Below are 19,595 nucleotides of genomic sequence, written 5' to 3'. Positions count from 1 at the left end.
CTCGGGCGGGCCGGGCGGTCGGCCGGCGGTGGGTGCGGTGGCGCGGGCGTCGGGGGCCGCGCCGGCGGTGGATTCGTCTCGCAGCGGAAATAAAGCGCGGCGGGCGGTCCCGGTCAATCCCCTCCCGGGCGGCGCGGAGGGCGCCCGGTGATGGTTGAATCGGCGCCACGGCGACTGGTTCGCCCGGCAGGTGCGTGGCTCACCTGCGGTGATCACGTGAGGTGATGGCCTGCGTCCTGGAGGGTCGCGCCGGTGGATATTTCACCCGACCGCAATGCGGCGCAACGGGCCGGTACATCGACCGCCACATCGACAGCGAGGAGGCCATCCCATGTCCCGGCCGGGCGACGGACGCCGCGATGCCAATGCCGCCGCCGTGCTGCGGGCGGCCCTCGACCACGGGCCGGTCGCACGTGGCGCGATCGCCCGCCTGTCCGGGCTGAGTCCGGCCGCCGTGTCCCGGCAGTTCGTGGGGCTCGCGCGGCTGGGGCTGGTCCGTGAGCGTCCGGAGCTGTCGGTCGCCGGCGCGGTGGGGCGTCCGCAGGTGCCCGTCGACATCGACACGGACGGTCCCCTCGTCGGAGGGCTGCACCTCGGTGTCAGCGCGGCGACGTACTGCCTGCTGGACCTGCGGGGCGGTGTGGTGGCACGGGGCACCACCGTGTTCACCGGTCTTTCGGGGGACGCGGCGCTCGGGCCGGCCCTCGATGTGCTGCCGGGATTCCTGGAACGGCACGCGGCGGGACGTCCGGTGCTCGGTTTCGGGGCGATCGTCGGCGGCTGGGTGGACCCGGGGGCGGGGACGGTGGTGCGGCACGAGGCGCTCGGCATGTGCGGGACTCCGCTGCGGGCACCGTTGGAGCGCGCCCTGGGCCTGCCGGTGCATGTGGACAACCACGCGCGGGCCATCGCCCTTTCGGAGATCCTCTTCGGCCGCCCTGCCGCGCGGCGCAGCGTGGCGCACCTGTTCATCGGCAATGTGGTGGACGCGGCGTTCGGCATAGCCGGTGTGGTGCACCACGGGCCGCGGTCCGCCGCCGGGGACGTGGCGCATCTGCCGATCGGTGTCCGGGGCGAGCGCTGTCACTGCGGCCGGGCCGGCTGTCTGCACGCGGTCGCCTCCGACACGGCGCTGGCCGCACGGGCGGTGCGGGACGGTGTCGTCCCGGAGCCGGACGTGCGGCTGCTGGTGGACGCGGCGGCCGCGGGGGACGGACGTGCCGACCGGCTGCTGCGGGACCGTGCGCGGATGGTCGGGCGGGCCGCCGCGCTGCTGACCGATGTGCTCAACCCGGACGTGGTCATCGTCACGGAGATCTCCAGCCTGCTCAATCCGGAGTACCACGCGGTGATGGCGGAGGAGTTGGCGGCCCGTTCGCACATCTGCGACGACCCGTCGCGGCTGGTGCCGCCGCACGCCGGGCCGGCCGTCCTGCCGGTCGCGGGCGGTACGCCGGCGCTGGCGGCGCTGTACCGGGATCCGCTGCGTGCGGGGGCGGAGCGGTCTGACCTAACGCTCCGTCAGGTGGGCGCGTGTTGACCGATCGCGATCGGTCCTGTCACTCTGCTTCCCGTGAATCCGGTTCTGCGCCTCGTGTCCCGCAGGCATGTCGACCTCCGTCGGCAGGCCAGCGCGATCTGTGCCGGGCCGGTGCGCGCGCTGCTCCGCTGACCGGGCTCTCCGCCGCGCCACCACTCCCCCGCCTTTTCCATCTCCCGCCGTCGCCCCCGCGCGCCCGCGCCGGATGGCGCTCCGTCGCGCATCCACGCGCCCGCTGACCGCGACCCGGCGCCGCGCGGGATTCCTTCCCCTCGGCAAGCAATCAATCAGGAACGGCTGCCGTTCCCCGCGCCGAGCGGGCGGGTTCCGCTCCCCTCGCAACCGGTAGGCCTCCATGCACCCTTCGACATCCGCCGTCCCCCACGGGCCGACCAGGCGCCGGCTGCTGCGCGCCCTGGGCGCCGGCTCCGCGCTGCTCGCGGTCGGCGCCTGCCGGTCGGCGGCCCGCATGAACGAGAGTTCGTCCGCCGCCGGCGGCCCGCGCCGCGGCGGTGTCCTCACCGTCGCGCACGGCGTGGACTTCACCCCGGGGCTACTGTTCACCCAGGCGTCGATGAATCTCCTGCACCGTCTGGTCTTCAACACGCTCACGCGCTACGACGACGACCTCGTCCCGCAGCCCGAGCTGGCCGAGTCGTGGGAGGTGTCGGAGGACGGCAGGACCGTACGGCTGCTGCTGCGCCAGGACGTCACGTACCACGACGGCCGGCCCTTCACGGCCGATGATGTGATCTTCGCCGTGCAGAACCTCCAGAACCCGGAGCGTTCCGCCCAGTTGCGGTCCACCGCGGAGGCCGTCACCGGCTTCGACCGGCGCGGTGACCATGAGCTGGTCCTCACGCTCGACCATCCGGTGAGCAACCTGTTCGACCTCTTCGAGTTCATGATCATCGCCGACCGGGAGACCGTCGAGCAGGCCGTCACGGGAGAACACCTGAACGGCACCGGGCCGTTCCGGCTCACCGACCGGCGCCCCGGCTCCGGACTCACCCTGGCGCGCAACGACGCGTACTGGCTGCGCGGGCGGCCGTACCTCGACGGTGTCGAGATACGGATCATCGCCCAGGCCGACTCCCTCATGGCGTCGCTGCGGACGGGGCAGTCGCACCTGTCCCTCGGGCTCTCGGGCCGCGACGTGCGGACGCTGACGAGCGATCCGCAGTTCACCGTCACCAGCTACGACATCGGCTCGGGAGCGGCCTACGTCGGCGCCAACGTCGCGGTCGCGCCGACCGACGACCGCACCGTCCGCCAGGCCATCGCCTGGGCCGTGGACCGGGACCGCATCGTCGACCAGGCCCTCGGCGGCTACGGACTGGCGAGCTCCGCGCCGTGGCCGCGCTCCTCCCCCGCCTTCAGTGAGGCCGGCCGCACCCACTACGGCCACGACCCCGAGCGCGCCCGCGACCTGCTGCGCTCCGCCGGGGCGCGCGGCCTCCACGTGCCGCTCGGATACTCCGCGACGCCCGGTGACCAGGTCATCGCGGAAATGGTGCAGTACGACCTCCAGCAGGTCGGCATCGACGTCGAACTCCAGCCCTACGACCCGGCCAACGCGCAGCGCCGCCTCATCTCCCAGGACATGCCTGCCCTGTGGACCATGAACCACGGGTTCGCGCAGGTCACCCCCTCCACGCTCGCCGTCAGCGCCTACCCCTTCAACGAGGCGCACAACACCTCGCGGTTCAGCTCCGACGCGTACACGGAGGCCGTCCAGGAAGCGTGGCGGCGCACCGATCCGCGTGATGACGAGGCGCTCGCCCTCTACCGGCGGATCTCGGACACGCTGCTGGAGGAGGCGTTCATCATCGACCTGGTCGTGCGCGCGCAGCTCCAGGTGGCCCGGGCGGACGTCCGGGACGTGACCGTGAACAAGTTCGGCTACCTCACCCTCGACAACGCCTATCTGGCATGACGGAACGGCCATGACCGGTTATCTCATCAAACGTGTCCCCACCGCCCTCCTCACCCTGCTGCTCGCCTCCTTCGCCGTCTTCCTCATCCTGCGCCTGATACCGGGCGACGCGGCCACCGCGCTGGCGGGACCCGACGCGGGGCCCGAGACGGTCGCCGCGATCCGTGACCGCCTCGGCCTCGGCGAGCCGCTGGCCACGCAGTACGCGTCCTGGCTCGGCGACCTGCTGCGCGGCGACCTCGGCCCCTCCTACGCCATCGGCGGCGACGTCGCCGAACTCATCGGCAACGGCTTCGGCGCCACCATCGAACTCGCCCTCGGGGCGCTGCTCCTCGTGGTCGGGCTCGGGCTCGTCCTCGGTGTGGCAGGTGCCACCGCCCGCCGCCGTCCGGTCCGCGCCGCCGTCCGCGCTCTGACCACCGGCGCCCTGGCCGTGCCGCCGTTCGTCACGGGCGTGCTGCTGGTCCTCGTGTTCGCCGTGACGCTGCGGTGGCTGCCCTCCGGGGGCCGCCTCTCCGTCCTGGAGGCCCCGGACCTCGGGGTGCAGTTCCTCCTGCTGCCGTCCCTGTGCCTGGCTCTGCCGAGCGCCGCCGTCCTCGCCCGCTATCTGAAGGACGGGCTGGAGCGCGCCCTCGCCGAGGACTACGTGCGCACCGCCGTCGCGCTGGGCGTCCCGCGCCGCCGCATCCTGTGGCGGCACGCGCTGCCGAACGCCCTGCCGAACGCCGTCACCGTGCTCGGCATGCAGATCGGGCACCTCCTCGGCGGCGCGATCCTGGTCGAGGCCGTGTTCGCCTGGCCGGGCCTCGGCCAGCTCGCCCAGCAGGGCGTCGTCGTGCGGGACTACCCCGTCGTCCAGGCACTCCTGCTCCTGCTGGTGGCGATCTTCGTCGCCGTCCAGCTCCTCACCGACATCGCCTACGCCTGGCTCGACCCCCGGATCAGGTGGGAGTGACCACGATGACCGCACTGCTCGCCCCCGACATCCCCGCGCCCGCCCGTCGGCGCGTCCGCAACCCCTACATCGCCGGTCTCCGCACGCCCCGCGGGATCGCCGGACTCGTCCTCGTCGGCCTGGTCGCCGCCGCAGGGCTCCTCGCCCCGGTGATCGCCGGCCCGGCGCCCACCGAACAGAGCGCCGACGCGCTCACCGGCCCGGGAGCGGCCCACCTCCTCGGCACCGACGAGGTGGGCCGCGACCTGCTCAGCCGGGTGCTGTACGGCATCCGCACGGACCTCGGCATCATCCTGGTGGGGGTGCCCGTCGCCGCCGTCGGCGGCAGCGTCCTCGCGCTGGCCGCCACGGCCTGGCGCCCCGCCGACGTGGTGGTGCAGCGCCTGTTCGACCTCGTGCTGGCGTTCCCCGGGCTGATCCTCGGGCTCGCCATCACCGCCGTCCTCGGTCCCGGCTACTGGCCCGTCATCCTCGTCATCGCCCTCGCGGAGGCACCGGGCTTCGGCCGCGTCCTGCGCGGCTCCGTCCTCCTCCAGCGGGAGCGCGAGTACGCCGTCGCCGCGCGGGCCGGCGGGGCGGGGCCCGTGCGGGTCCTGCTGCGGCATGTCCTGCCGAACGCCGTCGACCCCGTCGTCGTCCAGCTCGCCGTCTCCCTGCCGGCCGCCGTGTTCATCGAGGGAGCCATGAGCTTCCTCGGCATCGGGGTGAAGCCACCGGACCCGACCCTCGGCAGCGTTCTCAGCCAGGCCATGCCCTACCTCTCGACCCACCCCCACATCGCCGTGCCGCCCCTGGTCGCGGTGACCGCCCTCGTGCTCGGCTTCACGCTGATCGCCGAGGCCCTGAACAAGGGAGTCCGCCGATGACCGCGTCCCTCGACGTCACCGACCTGCGCGTCGAGTTCGCCGGCCCCGGCGGCCGTCCCGTGCGCGCCGTGGGCGGCGTCAGCCTCACGGTGCGGCCCGGCGAGACGCTCGGCATCGTCGGCGAGTCCGGTTCGGGGAAGTCCACGACCGCCCTCGCGGTCATGCGGATGCTGCCCGGCTCGGGCCGTATCACCGGCGGGGCCGTACGGCTGGGCGGGACGGACCTCACGGCCGCTGGCGAGGACGAGCTGCGCGCCGTGCGGGGCGCCCGCGTCGCCATGGTCTTCCAGGACCCGATGACCGCGCTCAACCCGGTGCTGACCGTCCGCCGCCACCTGGACGAGGCCCTGCGCGCGCACGGCGGCGGCGACCGCGCCGCGCGGGCCCGCCGCGCCGAGGAACTCCTCGGCCTCGTCGGCATCCCCGAACCCGCGCGGCGCCTGGACGACCATCCCCACCAGTTCTCCGGCGGGCAGCGGCAGCGGATCGTGATCGCCCTGGCGCTGGCCAACGAGCCCGACGTGCTGTTCGCCGACGAGCCGACCACCGCGCTCGACGCCACCGTCCAGGACCAGATCCTCGGCCTGCTGGAGCGCCTCAACCGCGAGACGGGCACGTCCCTCGTCGTCATCACGCACAACATGGGCGTCGTCGCACGGACCTGCCGCCGCGTCGTGGTCATGTACGGCGGCACGATCGTCGAGGACGGCCCGACCGAGCAGGTCCTCACCCACCCGCGCCACCCCTACACCGCCGGTCTCCTCGCCGCCGTGCCCAGGCTGGACGCGCCGTCCGGAACCCGCCTGCACAGCATTCCGGGCACCCCGCCCGACCCGGCCGACCCGCCCGCGGGCTGCGCCTTCGCCCCGCGCTGCCCCCTCGCCGAGGAGCGGTGCCGGGAGGCCGCGCCGCCGCTGCGTCCCACGGGCGACGGGCGCACCGCGTGCTGGGTGGCGGGCGACGGCTCGCCGCTCCCGCCCGGCAGGCTCCTGCGCGCGCCGCACATCCCGGCGCCCGCGCGTCCGGAGGAGGTGCCCACCGTCACCGCCCGGACCGGCGCGGAGAGTCCGGCGGACCGGTCCGGGCCGCTGCTCGTGGTCTCGGGGCTGCGCAAGACGTTCCCCGGGCGCGGGACGCGTGCCCTGCGGCGCACGCCGTTCACGGCGCTGGACGGTGTCGACCTGACACTGGCCGCCGGGGAGACGCTGGGCATCGTCGGCGAGTCAGGCTCGGGCAAATCCACCCTGGCCCGCACCCTCGTACGGATCCACCCCGCCACCGGCGGCCGTGTGCTGCTGCGCGGCCGTGACGTCACCTCCGTCACCGGGCGGCAGCTCAAGGAGCTGCGGCGGGAGGTCCAGATGGTGTTCCAGGACCCCTACGCCTCCCTCAACCCGCGCCTGACCGTCGGCGCGATCGTCGCCGAGCCGCTCGTCGCGCACGGCATCGGCGACCGGGCCGAGCGGGCCGAACGCGTCGCCGGGCTGCTGACGGCCGTGGGGCTCGCCCCGGACGCCGCGGACCGGCACCCGCGCGACTTCTCCGGCGGACAGCGCCAGCGCATCGGGATCGCCCGTGCCCTCGCGCCCGAACCGTCCGTCCTGATCTGCGACGAGCCGGTCTCCGCCCTCGACGTGTCCGTGCAGGCGCAGATCGTCAACCTCCTCACCGACCTGCAGGGCAGGCTCGGCCTGGCCATGGTCTTCATCGCGCACGACCTGGCGGTGGTCCGCCGGATCAGCCACCGCATCGCCGTGATGCGGCAGGGACGCATCGTCGAGACCGGACCGGCCGACGAGGTCTGCGAGCGGCCCCGCCACCCCTACACGCGCGAACTGCTGGCCGCCGCGCCCGTGCCCGACCCCGCCGTCGAGGCGGCCCGCCGCACGTCCCCCGCCGCCGCGCGCGGCGCCGAGTCCGAGGCCGTGGCCCCGTGAGCGCCTGCTGCGGTCCAGCCCGCGACGGACACGGACACGGCCGGGACGACACGGAGCTGCTCGCGCTCGCGCCTCCCCCGCCGCGTGGCGCGGTGCCGCCGCGCGGGGACCAGGTGGCGCTGCCCGGCGGCACGTTCCTCATGGGTGACGCGTTCGGCGAGGGCTACCACGCCGACCGCGAGGGGCCGGTGCGCGCGGTGCGGGTGGACCCGTTCCGCATCGACACGACCGCCGTGACGAACGCCGCCTTCGCCGCGTTCGCCGGGGCCACCGGATATGTGACGGACGCCGAGCGGTACGGCAGTTCGTACGTCTTCCACCTCCTGCTCGCCCCCGGCGGCGACCGCCATGTGCTCGGCCGCGTCCCCGGGGCGCCGTGGTGGCTCGCCGTCGAGGGCGCGACATGGCGCGCCCCCGAGGGTCCCGGCTCGGGGATCGACGACCGCGCCGACCATCCCGTCGTCCACGTCTCCCACGCCGACGCCCTCGCCTACTGCGCGTGGGCCTGCGCCCGCCTCCCCACGGAGGCGGAGTGGGAGTACGCGGCGCGCGGCGGCGCCGAGGGCCTGCGGTACCCGTGGGGCGACGAGCTCGACCCGGGCGGTGAGGAGAAGTGCAACATCTGGCGGGGCGACTTCCCGCACCGCTACCGCCCGACCCGGCCGGGCGGACGGCCCGGCACGGTGCCCGTCACCGCGTACGGGGCGAACGCCTTCGGGCTGTTCAACACGTCGGGGAACGTGTGGGAGTGGTGCGCCGACGCCTGGGGACCGGGTGAACGCGTCATCCGCGGCGGCTCGTACCTGTGCCACGCGTCGTACTGCAACCGCTACCGCGTCGCCGCGCGGTCCCACAACACCCCCGACTCCTCCACCGGCCACGGCGGTTTCCGCTGCGCCGCCGACCCCGTCACCCCCGCGCCCCCGAAGGAGCCGCATCGTGAAGGCCATCATGGTCATGTTCGACAGCCTCAACCGGCATCTGCTGCCGCCCTACGGCGCCGAGTGGACCCACGCGCTCAACTTCGCGCGTCTCGCGGCACGGACCGTCACGTTCGACAACTGCTACGCCGGGTCGATGCCGTGCATGCCGGCGCGCCGCGAACTGCACACCGGCCGCCACAACTTCCTGCACCGCGGCTGGGGACCCCTGGAACCGTTCGACGACTCGATGCCCGAACTGCTGAAGCGCAGCGGCGTGTACACGCATCTCGTCAGCGATCACCAGCACTACTTCGAAGACGGCGGCGCCACGTACCACACGCGCTACAGCAGCTGGGAGTTCTTCCGCGGGCAGGAGGGCGACCCGTGGAAGGGCCGGGTGGCCGATCCCGCGGTCCCCGCGGACCTGCACTCGTCCCGCGGGGAGACCTGGCGCCAGGACTGGGTCAACCGGCAGTACCTCGACACGGAGGCGAAGCAGCCGCAGACCCTCACGTTCGACGCGGGCCTCGAGTTCCTGCGCGACAACCACGCCGATGACGGCTGGTTCGTGCAGATCGAGACGTTCGACCCGCACGAGCCGTTCTTCACCCATCAGAAGTACAAGGACCTGTATCCGCACGACTACGACGGCCCGCACTTCGACTGGCCCGACTACACGCGGGTCACCGAGACCGACGAGCAGGTCGCGCACGCGCGGTACGAGTACGCGGCGCTCCTGTCCATGTGCGACCACTCCCTCGGCCGGGTCCTCGACGCCATGGACGCGTACGGCCTGTGGGAGGACACGCTCCTGATCGTCTGCACCGACCACGGGTTCCTGCTGGGCGAGAAGGGCTGGTGGGCCAAGGTGGTCCAGCCCTGGTACAACGAGCTGGTCCACACGCCGCTGTTCCTCCACGACCCGCGTCGTCCCCGGCTCGCCGGCACGCGGCACGCGGGGCTGGTGCAGACCGTCGACATAGCCCCGACGCTGCTGGAGTTCTTCGGGGTCGAACGGACGCCCGACATGCAGGGCCGGCCCCTGGCCGAGGCGACGCGGGAGGCCGCGCTGTTCGGCATCTTCGGCGGCCACGTCAACATCACCGACGGCCGTCACGTCTACATGCGGGCCTGCGTGGACGACGACAACCGGCCGCTGTACGAGCACACCCTCATGCCGACGCGCATCCGCGGCCGGTTCACGCCCGAGGAACTCGCCGACGTCACGCTCGCCGAGCCGTTCTCCTTCACGAAGGGAGTCCGGACCCTCCGCGTCGCGGCCCGCACCTCCGCGCTGCTCGGCCCGGCCCACTTCGGGACGCTGCTGTTCGACCTGGCCACCGACCCGGCACAGGAACGGCCCGTCGTCGACGACGCGACCGAACTGCGGATGATCCGCCTGCTGGTCACGGCGCTGCGGGCGAACGACGCGCCCATCAGCCAGTTCGAACGCCTCGGCATCCCCTGGGAGCCGGACGAGGTCGGCGACGAGCACCTGCTGGTCGCCGCGCAGCGCGCCCGCGCCGACGCCGCGAGCCGCCCCACGCCCCGTGTCGGTGACTTCCCCGAGGGCACCGTCAACCTGCGGACGCCGCTCGCCGAACTGCTGCGTCACCCGCTCGCCGCCGACGCGGTGCGCCGCCACCTGCCCGGGCTGCTCGACTCCGAACTCCTCACGCTCCGCTCGGGCGGCTCCCTGCTGCAACTGGCCGCGACGACACGGGCTGTCGACCACGAGGGGCTGACCGCCCTCGCCGAGGACCTGGCCCGCCTGTTCCCACCGCCCGCCGTGTCCGGGACCGGGTCGGTGGCGCGGGCCGCGGGGCGGCGCTGATGCCGCGGGGCCGGCCGTTCCGCCCCGGGGAGGACGGAGCGGCCGGCCCTCGCGCGCGTCAGGTGTGGGACCGGCTCCAGGAGTGCGAGGAGTAGGGGATGCCGTAGGCGTTCTCGTCGACCAGCCAGTCCGACGTGTAGACGGCGTCGCTCCCCGAGGGCGACACCCGCAGACTGTTCGTGCTGGAGTAGAGGTCGAGCTGGTTGGGGACGTCGTTCGACCACCACAGGCCGACCTCGTCACCGTCGCAGGCGCTCAGCCAGACGGAGTTGCGGTCGGTCTTGAAGTCGGTCATCAGGCATTCGCCGGCGGCCCGGTTCTTCAGCATGTGGTACGACTGGCCGAGGTACGACCTGCCCGTTCCGACCCAGTCCCACTGCTGCGACGACCCGCCGTTGCAGGACGCGACCCACACGGCGCCGCTGGATGACCCCGTGAGGCATCTGCCGTTGTGGGAACTCTTGAAGGTCCAGTAGGTGGTGGCGGCCGATGCCGTCGACAGCGTGCCGGACAGGGCCAGCAGCAGTGCCGCGAGACCGGCCACGATGACGGAACGCCTGTGGCGTGTGAGGGAGTTCATGTCGTGGGACTCTCGCCCCGGCGGGTGAGGGCGAGGCGTCGTGCAGGTGATGCGCGGGTGTACTCCCGGTGCGGTCGAGGCGTCCGGTGCGCGGCCGCCGGTCACCGCGGGGCGGCGCCGTCCACCACCTGGTCCACGAGGCGGGCGACGAAACCGTCGTCCATCGTGCCGCCGGCGAGGAGCGCGCGTGTCAGGAGCGGCGCGCAGAGCGCCTCGATGACGAGGGCGGCGTCGCGGTCCGCGCCGATCTCGCCGCGCTCCTTGCCCCGGTGGACGAGCGTCTCGGCCCTGGCCAGACGGTCCGCCCAGAAGGCGGCGCGGCGCTGAGCGTCGGCCTTCGTGCCCGGGGCCTCGTCGGCGGGCCGGACGGCGATGCGCAGCAGCGCCCGGCCCTCCGGCGAGGCGAGCAGCCGCACGAGCGATGCGGCGAGCGTCCGCAGGTCGGTGCGGACGTCACCGGTGTCGGGCAGCGGGAGTGCCCGGTCGGCACAGGCGCGCGCCGCGTCGTGGATGAGGTTCTCGCGGGTGCGCCAGTGCCGGTAGACGGTGGTCTCGTGCACGCCTGCGGCCTGCGCGACGGCCGCGACCGTGACGTCGCCGTAGGGCCGGGAGACGAGGAGCCGGACGGTGGCGGCGAGGACGGCCCGCCGCATCGGCTCGCCCCGCCGCCGCAGGGGTGCCGCCGCTGTGTGCCCGGTGCGTTCGTCCACGGCACCAGGCTAACGCCAGGCTCCTTGCATTGCTCGCGAGCGGGTCGTACCGTCCAATGCAGGAAGACTTGCGTTGGGGCGCGGCCGGGTCCGCCGGGGGACGATCCGGGGCCGCGGCTCCGGACCGGACGAGAGAAGACCGCCATGGGAGAGACCACCGGGGAGACGATGCGCGCGGCACGGCTGCACTACCCCGACCGCGTGCTGCGCGTGGAGGACGTGCCGAAGCCGGTGCCGGGCGCGGGCGAGGTGCTGGTGCGCGTGGCGGCGGCCGGGGTCTGCCTCTCGGACGTGCACCTGATCGACGGCACGCTGACCGGGGGCCGCTACCGCACGGGCGACAGCGTCGTGCTCGGGCACGAGGTCGCCGGCACGGTGGCCGCCCTCGGCCCCGGGGTCGCCGGATGGCAGGAGGGCGACCGGGTGGTCCTCCAGGCCGGGGAGCACCGCGGTGAGCAGCTGTGGACGCGCGGCGTGGACTACGACGGCGGCTGGGCCGAGTACGCCCTCGCCTCGGTGGGCACGCTCACCGCGCTGCCCGGGTCGATCCCCTTCGAGCAGGCCGCGATCATCCCGGACGCGGTCTCGACGCCGTGGGGAGCGATCACGGAGACGGGCGCCGTCCGTCCCGCGGAGGCCGTCGGAGTGTGGGGCGTCGGCGGTCTCGGGGCGCACGGGGTGCAGTTGCTGCGGGCGGTCGGCGCGTACCCCGTCATCGCCGTGGACCCGGAGCCGGTGGCGCGCGAGCGCGCCATCGCCTTCGGTGCCGACGAGGCCCTCGACCCCGGCGATCCGGACTTCGCCGCGCGGGTGGCCGGCCTGACCGGCGGGCAGGGGCTGCGCGCGGCGTTCGACTTCGCCGGTGTCGAGGCGGTGCGCGCGCAGGCGCTGCGCGTGCTGGGGGTCGGCGGCCGGCTCGTGCTGGTCGGGCTCACCGGACGCCCACTGCACATCGAGGACAGCACCGGCCTCAGCTTCCTGCGGCAGCAGGTGCTCGGCCACTACGGGTCGGGGGACGACGCCGTGGGGCAGCTCGTGGGGCTGACCGCGGGCGGGCGGCTGGACTTCTCGCGCTCGGTCACGGACGTGCTGCCGCTGGAGGACGTGCACCGGGCGGTCGAGCGGATGCACACCAAGGAGGGGTCGCCGATCCGGCTGGTGCTGCGGCCCTGAGACGCCGGGCGGGCGGGGGTCTCCCCCCGCCCGCCGTGTCATTCCCGGAGGGTGAACCCCTGCTCCTCGCCGTAGGAGCGGATCTTCTCCTCCCAGTTCCGCAGGCCCTCGCTCAAAGACACAGCGCCCGCGTACGCCTGGCCGACCGTGTCGCTGAAGACGCTGTTGGCGTACGGCTCGAACGGCAGGTACTGCCAGCCGGGCAGCACGGAGGCGGACGCCCGGGCGTACACGCGGTTCACCTGCTGGCCCCCGAAGTAGGGGGCTTCGGCGTCGAGCCAGGCGTCCGAGGCGAGGACGTCGGAGACGGCCGGGACCTGTCCGGCGTCGGTCCAGATGCCGTTGGCCCGTTCGCTGGTCGTCATCCACTGGACGAAGCCCATGGCGGCGAGTTTGTCGTCGCTGCCGGCCGGGATCGTCAGCCCCGAGCCGCCGCTCTCCGACCCCGCGTCCTCCCCGGGGGCGTACTGGGGGATCGGCGCGACGCGCCACTTCCCGGCGGCGCTCGGCACATGGCTCTCCAGGGCCGAACCGCCCCAGGCCCCGGCGACCCAGGTGGCGTACGTGCCGTCCGCCATGCCGCGCAGCCACTCGTTCGACCACTGCGCCACCCGGTCGGCGATCAGCCCCTCGTCCAGCAGGCCGCCCCACATGTCGGCCCACGCGGCGCTGCCGGAGTCCTGGAGGTCCACCGACAGGTCGCCGCCCGAGGAGGCGAACGGGCGCCCACCGGCCTGCCAGATCATGGCCAGGGCACCGTTGCCGTCCCCCGCGTCGGCGGTGATGTACGCGCTCGGGTCCTCCTCGTGCAGGGTCCGGGCGGCCGCGGCGTATTCGTCCCAGGTGGTCGGGACGTCGAGCCCGTGGGCCTCGAAGACGTCGGGCCGGTAGTACAGGACGAGCGGGCCGGAGTCGAGAGGGACGCCGTAGACGCCGTCGCGGGTGGCGACCTGCGACCAGATCTCGTCGGAGAACTCGTCCTCCAGCGTGTCCCGCGTGTACTCCTCCAGGTTGGTGAGCGATCCCTGGAGGGCGAACTGCGGCATCGCCAGGTACTCCATGTAGACGACGTCCGGGATGCCGGACTCGGCCTTCATGGCGTTCTGCAGCTTGGTGTAGGCGACATCGCTGCCGCCGACGTTCGTCACGTTGACGGTGATGTCCGGGTACTCCTCCTCGAACGCCTCGGCCATCTGCGCCGCCTGCGGCGACCAGGACCAGAAGTCGATCGAGGTCTCGGTGTGCAGCGCCCGGTCGATCTCGGCGGCGGTGGCGGTGAATCCGGTGTCGAAGTCCCCGGCCGAGCAGCCCGTCAGGGCCAGCGTGGCCGCGGCGGTGGCGGCGAGTGCCGCACGGGGAAGCGCCCTGCGTACGGGCCTGGTGGAGAGGTGCATGCGGCTCGGTTCCTATTCCTTGACGCTGCCGGCGACGAGGCCGGACTCCCAGTAGCGCTGCAGTCCGAGGAACAGCACGATCGTCGGGACGACCGACAGGAGGGAGCCGGTGACGATGATGCTGTCGATCGCGTGCCCGGTGGCCGTCACCGCCTGCTGGTTCTGCATGCTCCAGTTGTTCAGGCCGACCGTGAGGGGCAGCCAGTCGGCGTCGTTCAGCATGATCAGCGGCAGGAAGTAGTTGTTCCACGCCGTGACGAAGCTGAAGAGCAGGACGGGCACGAGGGCCGGCATCAGGAGCCGCAGGGCGATGGTCCGGAAGATGCGGAACTCGCCGGCGCCGTCGATGCGCGCGGCCTCCAGCAGTTGCTCGGGGACGGCGTCCTCGGTGAAGAACCACACCAGGTACAGGCCCAGCGGGTTGATGAGCGACGGGATGATCACCGCCCACGGGGTGTTCGTGAGCGCCATGTTGCTGAAGAGCAGGAACGTCGGCACGGCGAGGGCGGTGGCGGGGATCGCGATGGCGCCGAGCAGGACGGGCAGGAACGCGCGCTTGCCCGGGAAGTCGAAACGCGCGAGCCCGTAGCCGGCCAGGGTGGCCAGGACGGTGCCCCCGCCCGCGCCGACGACGACGTACAGCAGAGTGTTCAGCAGCCAGCGGCCGAACTGGCCGTCCGCGTAGGTGAAGGTGTCGACGATGTTGTCCCACAGCGCGAAGTCGCCGGAGAACCACAGGCCGAAGGACGACAGCAGCGAATCCTGGGTCTTCGTCGCGTTGATGACCAGCCACAGGATGGGCACCACGGTGTAGAGCAGCAGCAGGCCCATCATCAGGGTGAGCAGGATCGACTTGCGTCCTCCCGGCTGTCCGGGCAGAGCGTGCGGACGTCTCATCGTGCCCCCTCCCGGCGAGTGCCGAAGTACTGGATCACATAGGCCACGATCATGGTGATCAGGCCGATGAGGATGGAGATGGCGGCGGCGTAGTTGAACTGCTGGCCGGCGAAGGAAAGGTTGTAGGCATAGAGATTTGGGGTGTAGGCCGACGAGATGGTGTTCGGCGCGAGGGACTTGAGGACGCTCGGTTCGTTGAAGAGCTGGAAGCTGCCGATGACGGAGAAGACGACGGCCAGGACGAGCGACTGCTTCATCGCCGGGAGCTTGATGTGCCGGACGATCCGGACGCGACCCGCGCCGTCGAGCGTCGCCGCCTCATAGCGCTCCCTGGGTACGAGCTGCAGGGCGGAGTAGAGGATCAGCATGTTGAAGCCGACGAACTCCCAGGTGGCGACATTGCCGATCGCGACGAGCACCCAGCTGCTGGAGAGCGGGTCGGGCAGGACGACGCCGAGGAGGTCGTTCAGGTCGCCGACGAGGCCGGACTGGGAGCCGTACATGAAGCCCCACATGAGCGCGGCGACCACGGCGGGCACGGCGTACGGCAGGAAGAGGGCTATCCGGTAGAGCGGCCGGAAGTGGAGGCGCGCGCTGTCGAGGGCCAGTGCGGCGAAGACGGACAGGGCCAGCATCACGGGGACCTGGACCAGCATGTAGCCGCCCACGCGTCCCAGCGATGACCAGAACTCGGGGTCCTGCAGGGCCTTGAGGTAGTTGTCGGCGCCGACGAAGATCGTGCCGCCGATCAGCCGGTCGCGGAAGAGACTGAGGTAGACCGCGTACAGGATCGGCGCCACGATCACGACGAGGAAGACGCACAGGAAGGGCGCGACGAACCAGAGCCCCGTCCAGCTGCGCCGTTTCCGGGACGGGCGGGCCGGGACCCGTGTCGCCGCGGGGGTCCGCGCGGGGGCCGTGGTCGGGACGGAGGTCATCCGACCGGTTCCGCGCTGTGCATGAAGAAGCACTCCACATGCTCCCCGGCTGTTCCGGGGGACCGTAGCGTTGTGCGGTCGTCCAACTGCACCATGACGCAGAGTCCTTTCACCGTTGAATAAGCACCATCTGCGGGCAAGTCGTATTGAAATACTTTGTTGTTGGTGCCAACATGTCTAGCAGTCGGGTGCGCGGCGACGCAAGCATCCGTGTGGAATCCATCCGGGCCGGCCCGCGCGCCCCCGCCGGGGCAGCTCCCGTGCCCGGAGCACGGCGAGAAGGGACCGGGAATGCCTCTCCAGCACGTCGAGGTGCGGCGCGACCCCAGTGACGGCGCAGTCCTGCGGGCTGACGTGGCCGTCATCGGCTCGGGCGCCGGTGGTGCCGCCGTGGCCGGCGAGGTCGCCCGCGCGGGCCTCACCGCCGTCGTCCTGGAGGCGGGCGACCGGCCGCACGACTCCGGTCTCGGCACCCACCTGCGCAACGCCTACCCGCGCGAGGAACAGCTCCTCACCGAGTTCGGCCCCCGCGTCCTCGCCGGTCTCGTGCCCTACGGGAACGCCGAGCGCCCGCTGCCCGGGCTGCGCGGGCAACGGTTCGCCCATGGCATCGGCGGCATGATGACCCTCTGGTCGCACGTCTGCGCGCCCCCCGACCACGCGACGGAGGCCGAACCGTCCGTCCCCGAGGAGGAGATGCGCGCGCTGTGGTCCGAGGCCGCCGCCCTCCTGTGGTCCAACGAGCAGGTGGGCGCGGGCGGAGTGCGGCAGCGCCGGCTGCTCGCCGCGCTCGCCGAACGCTTCCCCGGCCTGCCGCCGGGGCGCGGGGTCCAGCCGCTGCCCATCGGCATGCGCCGCACACCCGCCGGCGTCATCGAGTACGCCGGCATCGACGCGCTGCTGTCAGCGCCGGGCGGCGGAACCGCGGGCCGGGTGACCATCGTTCCCGGCCTGGCCGTCCGGCGCGTCGAGATGGCGGGCAGCCGCGCGACGGCCGTGATCGCGGGGGACGCCGCCGGACGGCGCGGGCTGCGCGTCGAGGCCGGCGAGATCGTCGTGGCCGCAGGGGCACTCGGCTCCCCCCTCATCCTCCACGCCTCGGGCGTACGGCCCCCCGCGCTCGGCCGGTACCTGACCGATCACACGATGGTCAGCTCGCGCGTACGGCTCGCGGACCACCTGCTCGACGGGGCGGGCGACGACGAGTCGTTCGGCGTATGGATCCCGTCGAGCCGTATGCGCGGCCCCCACACGCAGATCGTGCCGCCCTGGACGGAGGTCCCCGGGTTCCCCGCCGGCGTGCCGGTCCGCGAGACCGCCGACATCGGCCAGTTCGTCGGGGTCGACCCCGACCCCGGCAACCGGCTGGTCTTCGACGGCGAACGGCGCGACGGCTGGGGCCTGCCGCTGGTCACGGCCCGCTTCGTCCTCGGCGATGAGGACCGCGCCCGGCTGCACGCCGCGGTCGCCGACCACGCCGCCGTCGCGGACGCCGTCCGGGACACGACGTACGGGCTCGCCCTGTCGGTCGCGCCGCCCGGCGGCAGCCTGCACCTGATGGGGTCGACCCGCCTCGGCACGGAGGAGACAGGGGTCGCCGACAGCCACGGAAAGGTCTGGGGCACCGACAATCTCCATGTCGCGGGCAACGGCGTCGTCAGCACCCGCACGACGACCAATCCCACGCTGAACGTCGTCGCCCTCGCCCTGCGCACCGCGCGGGCCATCACCGGCACGGCCGCCCCCGCCCCCGGGCGGCGGTGTGACGCGCATCGGACGGCACCCCGTCGCCGTCAACCCGCTGCAGTACTTCGCCACGGCGGACGGCTGGTTCGACTTCACGTCCCCGCCACCGCTCGGCGAGATGCTGGACGCGGTCGCCGCCGCAGGCTTCGACGCCGTGCAGCCCGCACCACCCGAGGGGCAGTCCGCGGCGTCCTACCGGCGGGCGCTCGCCGGCGCCGGGCTGACCGCCGGCCCCGGGTACGCGGCGCTCGGCCGGCACAGCGGGGCCGCCGGACGGCGCGCGGCCCTCGACCACGTCCGCGCCCAGGCGGCCACCGCCGCCGCGTGCGGCGCGACCGTCGTCTTCCTCGGGCTCGACCTGGACGCCGGCAACCCGCGGCTGCGCCGGCCGGCGCTCGGCCGGGAGTTCACGGCCGAACGCCTCGCCCGCATCACGGCGGACGTGCGGGAGGCCGCCGGACTCGTGCGCGCCGAGGGCACCGTGCCCGCGCTCCACCCGCACGTGGGCACGTGGATCGAGACCGAGCGGGAGACGGACGCCGTCCTGGAGGGGGCCGGCCCCGCCCTGGACTTCGGCCCCGACCTCGGGCACCTCGCCTGGGCCGGGGCCGACCTGGAACGGCTGCTCGGGACCCACCGGGCGCGCGTCGCCGGCGTCCACCTGAAGGACATCGCCACCGACGTGGCCGCGCGCTCCCGCGACGAGGGCCTCGACTACCGCGCCACCGTCGCGCGCGGCCTGTGGCGCGAACCGGGCCTCGGCGACCTGCCGCTCGCCGGCCTGATCGCCGGGCTCGGCGCGGAGAGCGACTGCTGGATCGTCGTCGAGGTGGACCACTCCCCCAGGCCGCCCCGCGAGAGCCTGGCCGTGTGCGGGCGTGCCGTACGCGCCCTGGACGCCGCGCTCGCCGGACCGGTCTGAGCAGGCCCGCGCGCACCGGGCCGTCAGGGCGCGGTCGGCCCGGTGCGCGTGGGCGTGTGGCCGGCGGGGTCGGTGAGCAGGTCGGAGAACGCCAGCTCGGCCGTGCCGATGGTCAGTTGGTCGGCGCCCAGTTCGGCGGTGGCGATCGTCAGCGACTCCCGGCTGGAGCGGATCGCGTCCCCGGCGAGGACCGCGTCGTCCGGGCGGTTGCGGTAGAGCGCCGCCAGGAATCCGCCCAGCACGACCAGGCGGGGATTGAACACGTTGACCGCGTTCCGGACGGCGATGCCGAGCAGGTCGAGGTCGCGCCGGACGACGTCGAGCACCGCCGCGTCGCGCGTGGCGGCCAGGGCCTCGTCCAGCCGGTCCGCCCGGTGCGCGGCGAGCCCGACGGCGTCCAGCAGCTCGTGCTGGGTGACCTCGATCTCCAGGCAGCCCCGCGCACCGCACGGGCAGGTCCGCCCGCCGCCGCGGACCATGAAGTGCCCCAGCTCGCCGCCGTATCCGGAGGCGCCGCGCACCACACGGCCGCCGCTGATCACCCCGCCGCCGATGCCGCTGGCGCCGCCGATGAAGTACACCAGGTCGTCCACGCCCCGGCCGGCGCCGAACGCGCTCTCACCGGTCATGCCGAGGGAGGCCGCGTTCGCCGCCCTCGTCGGCAGACCCGTCGCCTCGGCCAGCCGCGCCGCGAGGGGTTCCTCGCGCCAGCCGAGGTGCACCGCGTCCCGCACCTGGCCGTCGCGCTGCCTGACCTGCCCCGGGACGGCGATCGCCACGCCGGCGACGGCGAGCGACCGGCCGGCGAGCAGCGCGCGGATCGCCGCCGCACTGCGGGTGACGACGTCGCCGGCGGTGAGGCCGGCCGAGATCTCGATGCGCCAGCGTTCCAGGACCCGGCCGCCGAGTCCGACGAGGCCGATCGTGAGGGCGTCCACCTCGGGGTTCACGGTGACGGCCACGGTGTCCGGCGACGGCTGGAAGACCGGGCTCGGGCGGCCCTTGCGCGGGCTGGCCTCGGGCTGCCCCTCGACCACGAGCCCCAGCGCCGCCAGGTCGGCCAGACAGGCGCCGACGGTCGAGCGGTTGAGGCCGGTGCGCCGGGTCAGCTCGGCCCGGGACAGCCCGCCGCTGTGGTGCACGAGCCCCATGAGCAGAGCGAGGTTGTCGCGGCGCAGGTCGTCCGCCGTCCTGCCGGCCGCGGGGCGCGCCCCGCCGTTCACCGCGGAGACGGGAACCACCAC

General features: G+C 73.6%; 16 protein-coding genes and 1 pseudogene. 9 read left to right on the top strand and 8 right to left on the bottom strand.

Annotation, left to right across the window (positions count from 1 at the left end; translation table 11 throughout):
• Window positions 1-331 precede the first annotated feature (331 nt).
• From EMA09_RS27855 to EMA09_RS27825, 7 genes and pseudogenes are all read left to right on the top strand, one after another.
• Window positions 332-1,540, top strand: coding sequence for an ROK family protein (locus EMA09_RS27855; protein ID WP_129843716.1), 1,209 nt, complete (start codon window positions 332-334; stop codon window positions 1,538-1,540).
• Between the two features lie 355 nt (window positions 1,541-1,895).
• Window positions 1,896-3,476, top strand: coding sequence for an ABC transporter substrate-binding protein (locus EMA09_RS27850; RefSeq protein ID WP_129843715.1), 1,581 nt, complete (start codon window positions 1,896-1,898; stop codon window positions 3,474-3,476).
• A 10-nt stretch (window positions 3,477-3,486) separates the two neighbouring features.
• Window positions 3,487-4,431, top strand: coding sequence for an ABC transporter permease (locus tag EMA09_RS27845; RefSeq protein ID WP_129843714.1), 945 nt, complete (start codon window positions 3,487-3,489; stop codon window positions 4,429-4,431).
• 5 nt (window positions 4,432-4,436) lie between these two features.
• A complete protein-coding gene (locus EMA09_RS27840; protein ID WP_129843713.1) occupies window positions 4,437-5,297 on the top strand; it encodes an ABC transporter permease in 861 nt (286 codons plus the stop codon).
• A complete protein-coding gene (locus EMA09_RS27835; RefSeq protein WP_129843712.1) occupies window positions 5,294-7,234 on the top strand; it encodes an ABC transporter ATP-binding protein in 1,941 nt (646 codons plus the stop codon). Before EMA09_RS27840 ends, EMA09_RS27835 begins: the two co-directional genes overlap by 4 nt.
• Before the next feature lie 140 nt (window positions 7,235-7,374).
• Window positions 7,375-8,139: pseudogene (locus EMA09_RS27830) on the top strand (SUMF1/EgtB/PvdO family nonheme iron enzyme); the annotation flags it as partial.
• A 34-nt stretch (window positions 8,140-8,173) separates the two neighbouring features.
• Entirely contained in the window at window positions 8,174-9,991 is a 1,818-nt protein-coding gene (locus EMA09_RS27825; RefSeq protein ID WP_129843711.1) for a sulfatase, read from the top strand.
• Window positions 9,992-10,049: 58 nt separating this feature from the next.
• On the opposite strand, the gene EMA09_RS27820 is transcribed toward EMA09_RS27825, so the two are convergent.
• Together EMA09_RS27820 and EMA09_RS27815 are read right to left on the bottom strand one after the other, a co-directional pair.
• On the bottom strand, window positions 10,050-10,571 hold the full coding sequence (locus EMA09_RS27820) for an RICIN domain-containing protein (RefSeq protein ID WP_129843710.1): 522 nt from the start codon (window positions 10,569-10,571) through the stop codon (window positions 10,050-10,052).
• 101 nt (window positions 10,572-10,672) lie between these two features.
• The gene (locus tag EMA09_RS27815; protein ID WP_346655862.1) at window positions 10,673-11,281 is read right to left on the bottom strand and encodes a TetR-like C-terminal domain-containing protein; all 609 of its coding nucleotides are present in this window, start codon (window positions 11,279-11,281) and stop codon (window positions 10,673-10,675) included.
• A 144-nt stretch (window positions 11,282-11,425) separates the two neighbouring features.
• Between EMA09_RS27815 and EMA09_RS27810 the strand changes: the two genes are divergently transcribed.
• Window positions 11,426-12,454: a zinc-binding dehydrogenase gene (locus EMA09_RS27810; protein WP_129843709.1), complete on the top strand. Its 1,029-nt coding sequence runs from the start codon at window positions 11,426-11,428 to the stop codon at window positions 12,452-12,454.
• A 38-nt stretch (window positions 12,455-12,492) separates the two neighbouring features.
• Here EMA09_RS27810 and EMA09_RS27805 read toward each other — a convergent pair whose 3' ends face one another.
• The 5 genes from EMA09_RS27805 to EMA09_RS29205 all read right to left on the bottom strand — a co-directional run bounded on the left by EMA09_RS27805 (window position 12,493) and on the right by EMA09_RS29205 (window position 17,456).
• Entirely contained in the window at window positions 12,493-13,848 is a 1,356-nt protein-coding gene (locus tag EMA09_RS27805) for a sugar ABC transporter substrate-binding protein (RefSeq protein ID WP_129843708.1), read from the bottom strand.
• 12 nt (window positions 13,849-13,860) lie between these two features.
• Window positions 13,861-14,745: a carbohydrate ABC transporter permease gene (locus tag EMA09_RS27800; RefSeq protein ID WP_129843707.1), complete on the bottom strand. Its 885-nt coding sequence runs from the start codon at window positions 14,743-14,745 to the stop codon at window positions 13,861-13,863.
• On the bottom strand, window positions 14,742-15,683 hold the full coding sequence (locus EMA09_RS27795) for a sugar ABC transporter permease (RefSeq protein ID WP_129843706.1): 942 nt from the start codon (window positions 15,681-15,683) through the stop codon (window positions 14,742-14,744). The genes EMA09_RS27800 and EMA09_RS27795 overlap by 4 nt, the downstream gene beginning before the upstream one ends.
• A gap of 177 nt (window positions 15,684-15,860) precedes the next feature.
• Complete coding sequence (locus tag EMA09_RS29210) at window positions 15,861-16,289, bottom strand: hypothetical protein (RefSeq protein WP_240796604.1); 429 nt, start codon at window positions 16,287-16,289, stop codon at window positions 15,861-15,863.
• A 297-nt stretch (window positions 16,290-16,586) separates the two neighbouring features.
• Window positions 16,587-17,456, bottom strand: a complete 870-nt coding sequence (locus EMA09_RS29205; RefSeq protein ID WP_240796603.1) for a hypothetical protein — start codon at window positions 17,454-17,456, stop codon at window positions 16,587-16,589.
• Here EMA09_RS29205 and EMA09_RS27780 point away from each other — a divergent pair.
• Window positions 17,446-18,351, top strand: a complete 906-nt coding sequence (locus EMA09_RS27780) for a sugar phosphate isomerase/epimerase (protein ID WP_129843705.1) — start codon at window positions 17,446-17,448, stop codon at window positions 18,349-18,351. The genes EMA09_RS29205 and EMA09_RS27780 overlap by 11 nt on opposite strands.
• Before the next feature lie 23 nt (window positions 18,352-18,374).
• Here the strand turns inward: EMA09_RS27780 and EMA09_RS27775 are convergent, their stop codons facing one another.
• The gene (locus EMA09_RS27775; protein ID WP_206306019.1) at window positions 18,375-19,595 is read right to left on the bottom strand and encodes an ROK family transcriptional regulator; all 1,221 of its coding nucleotides are present in this window, start codon (window positions 19,593-19,595) and stop codon (window positions 18,375-18,377) included.

Source organism: Streptomyces sp. RFCAC02, assembly GCF_004193175.1.
In the GTDB taxonomy this organism is placed as follows: domain Bacteria; phylum Actinomycetota; class Actinomycetes; order Streptomycetales; family Streptomycetaceae; genus Streptomyces.
The sequence above is the reverse complement of the archived record's forward strand: the minus strand, read 5'-3'. Positions and strand labels throughout refer to the sequence as shown.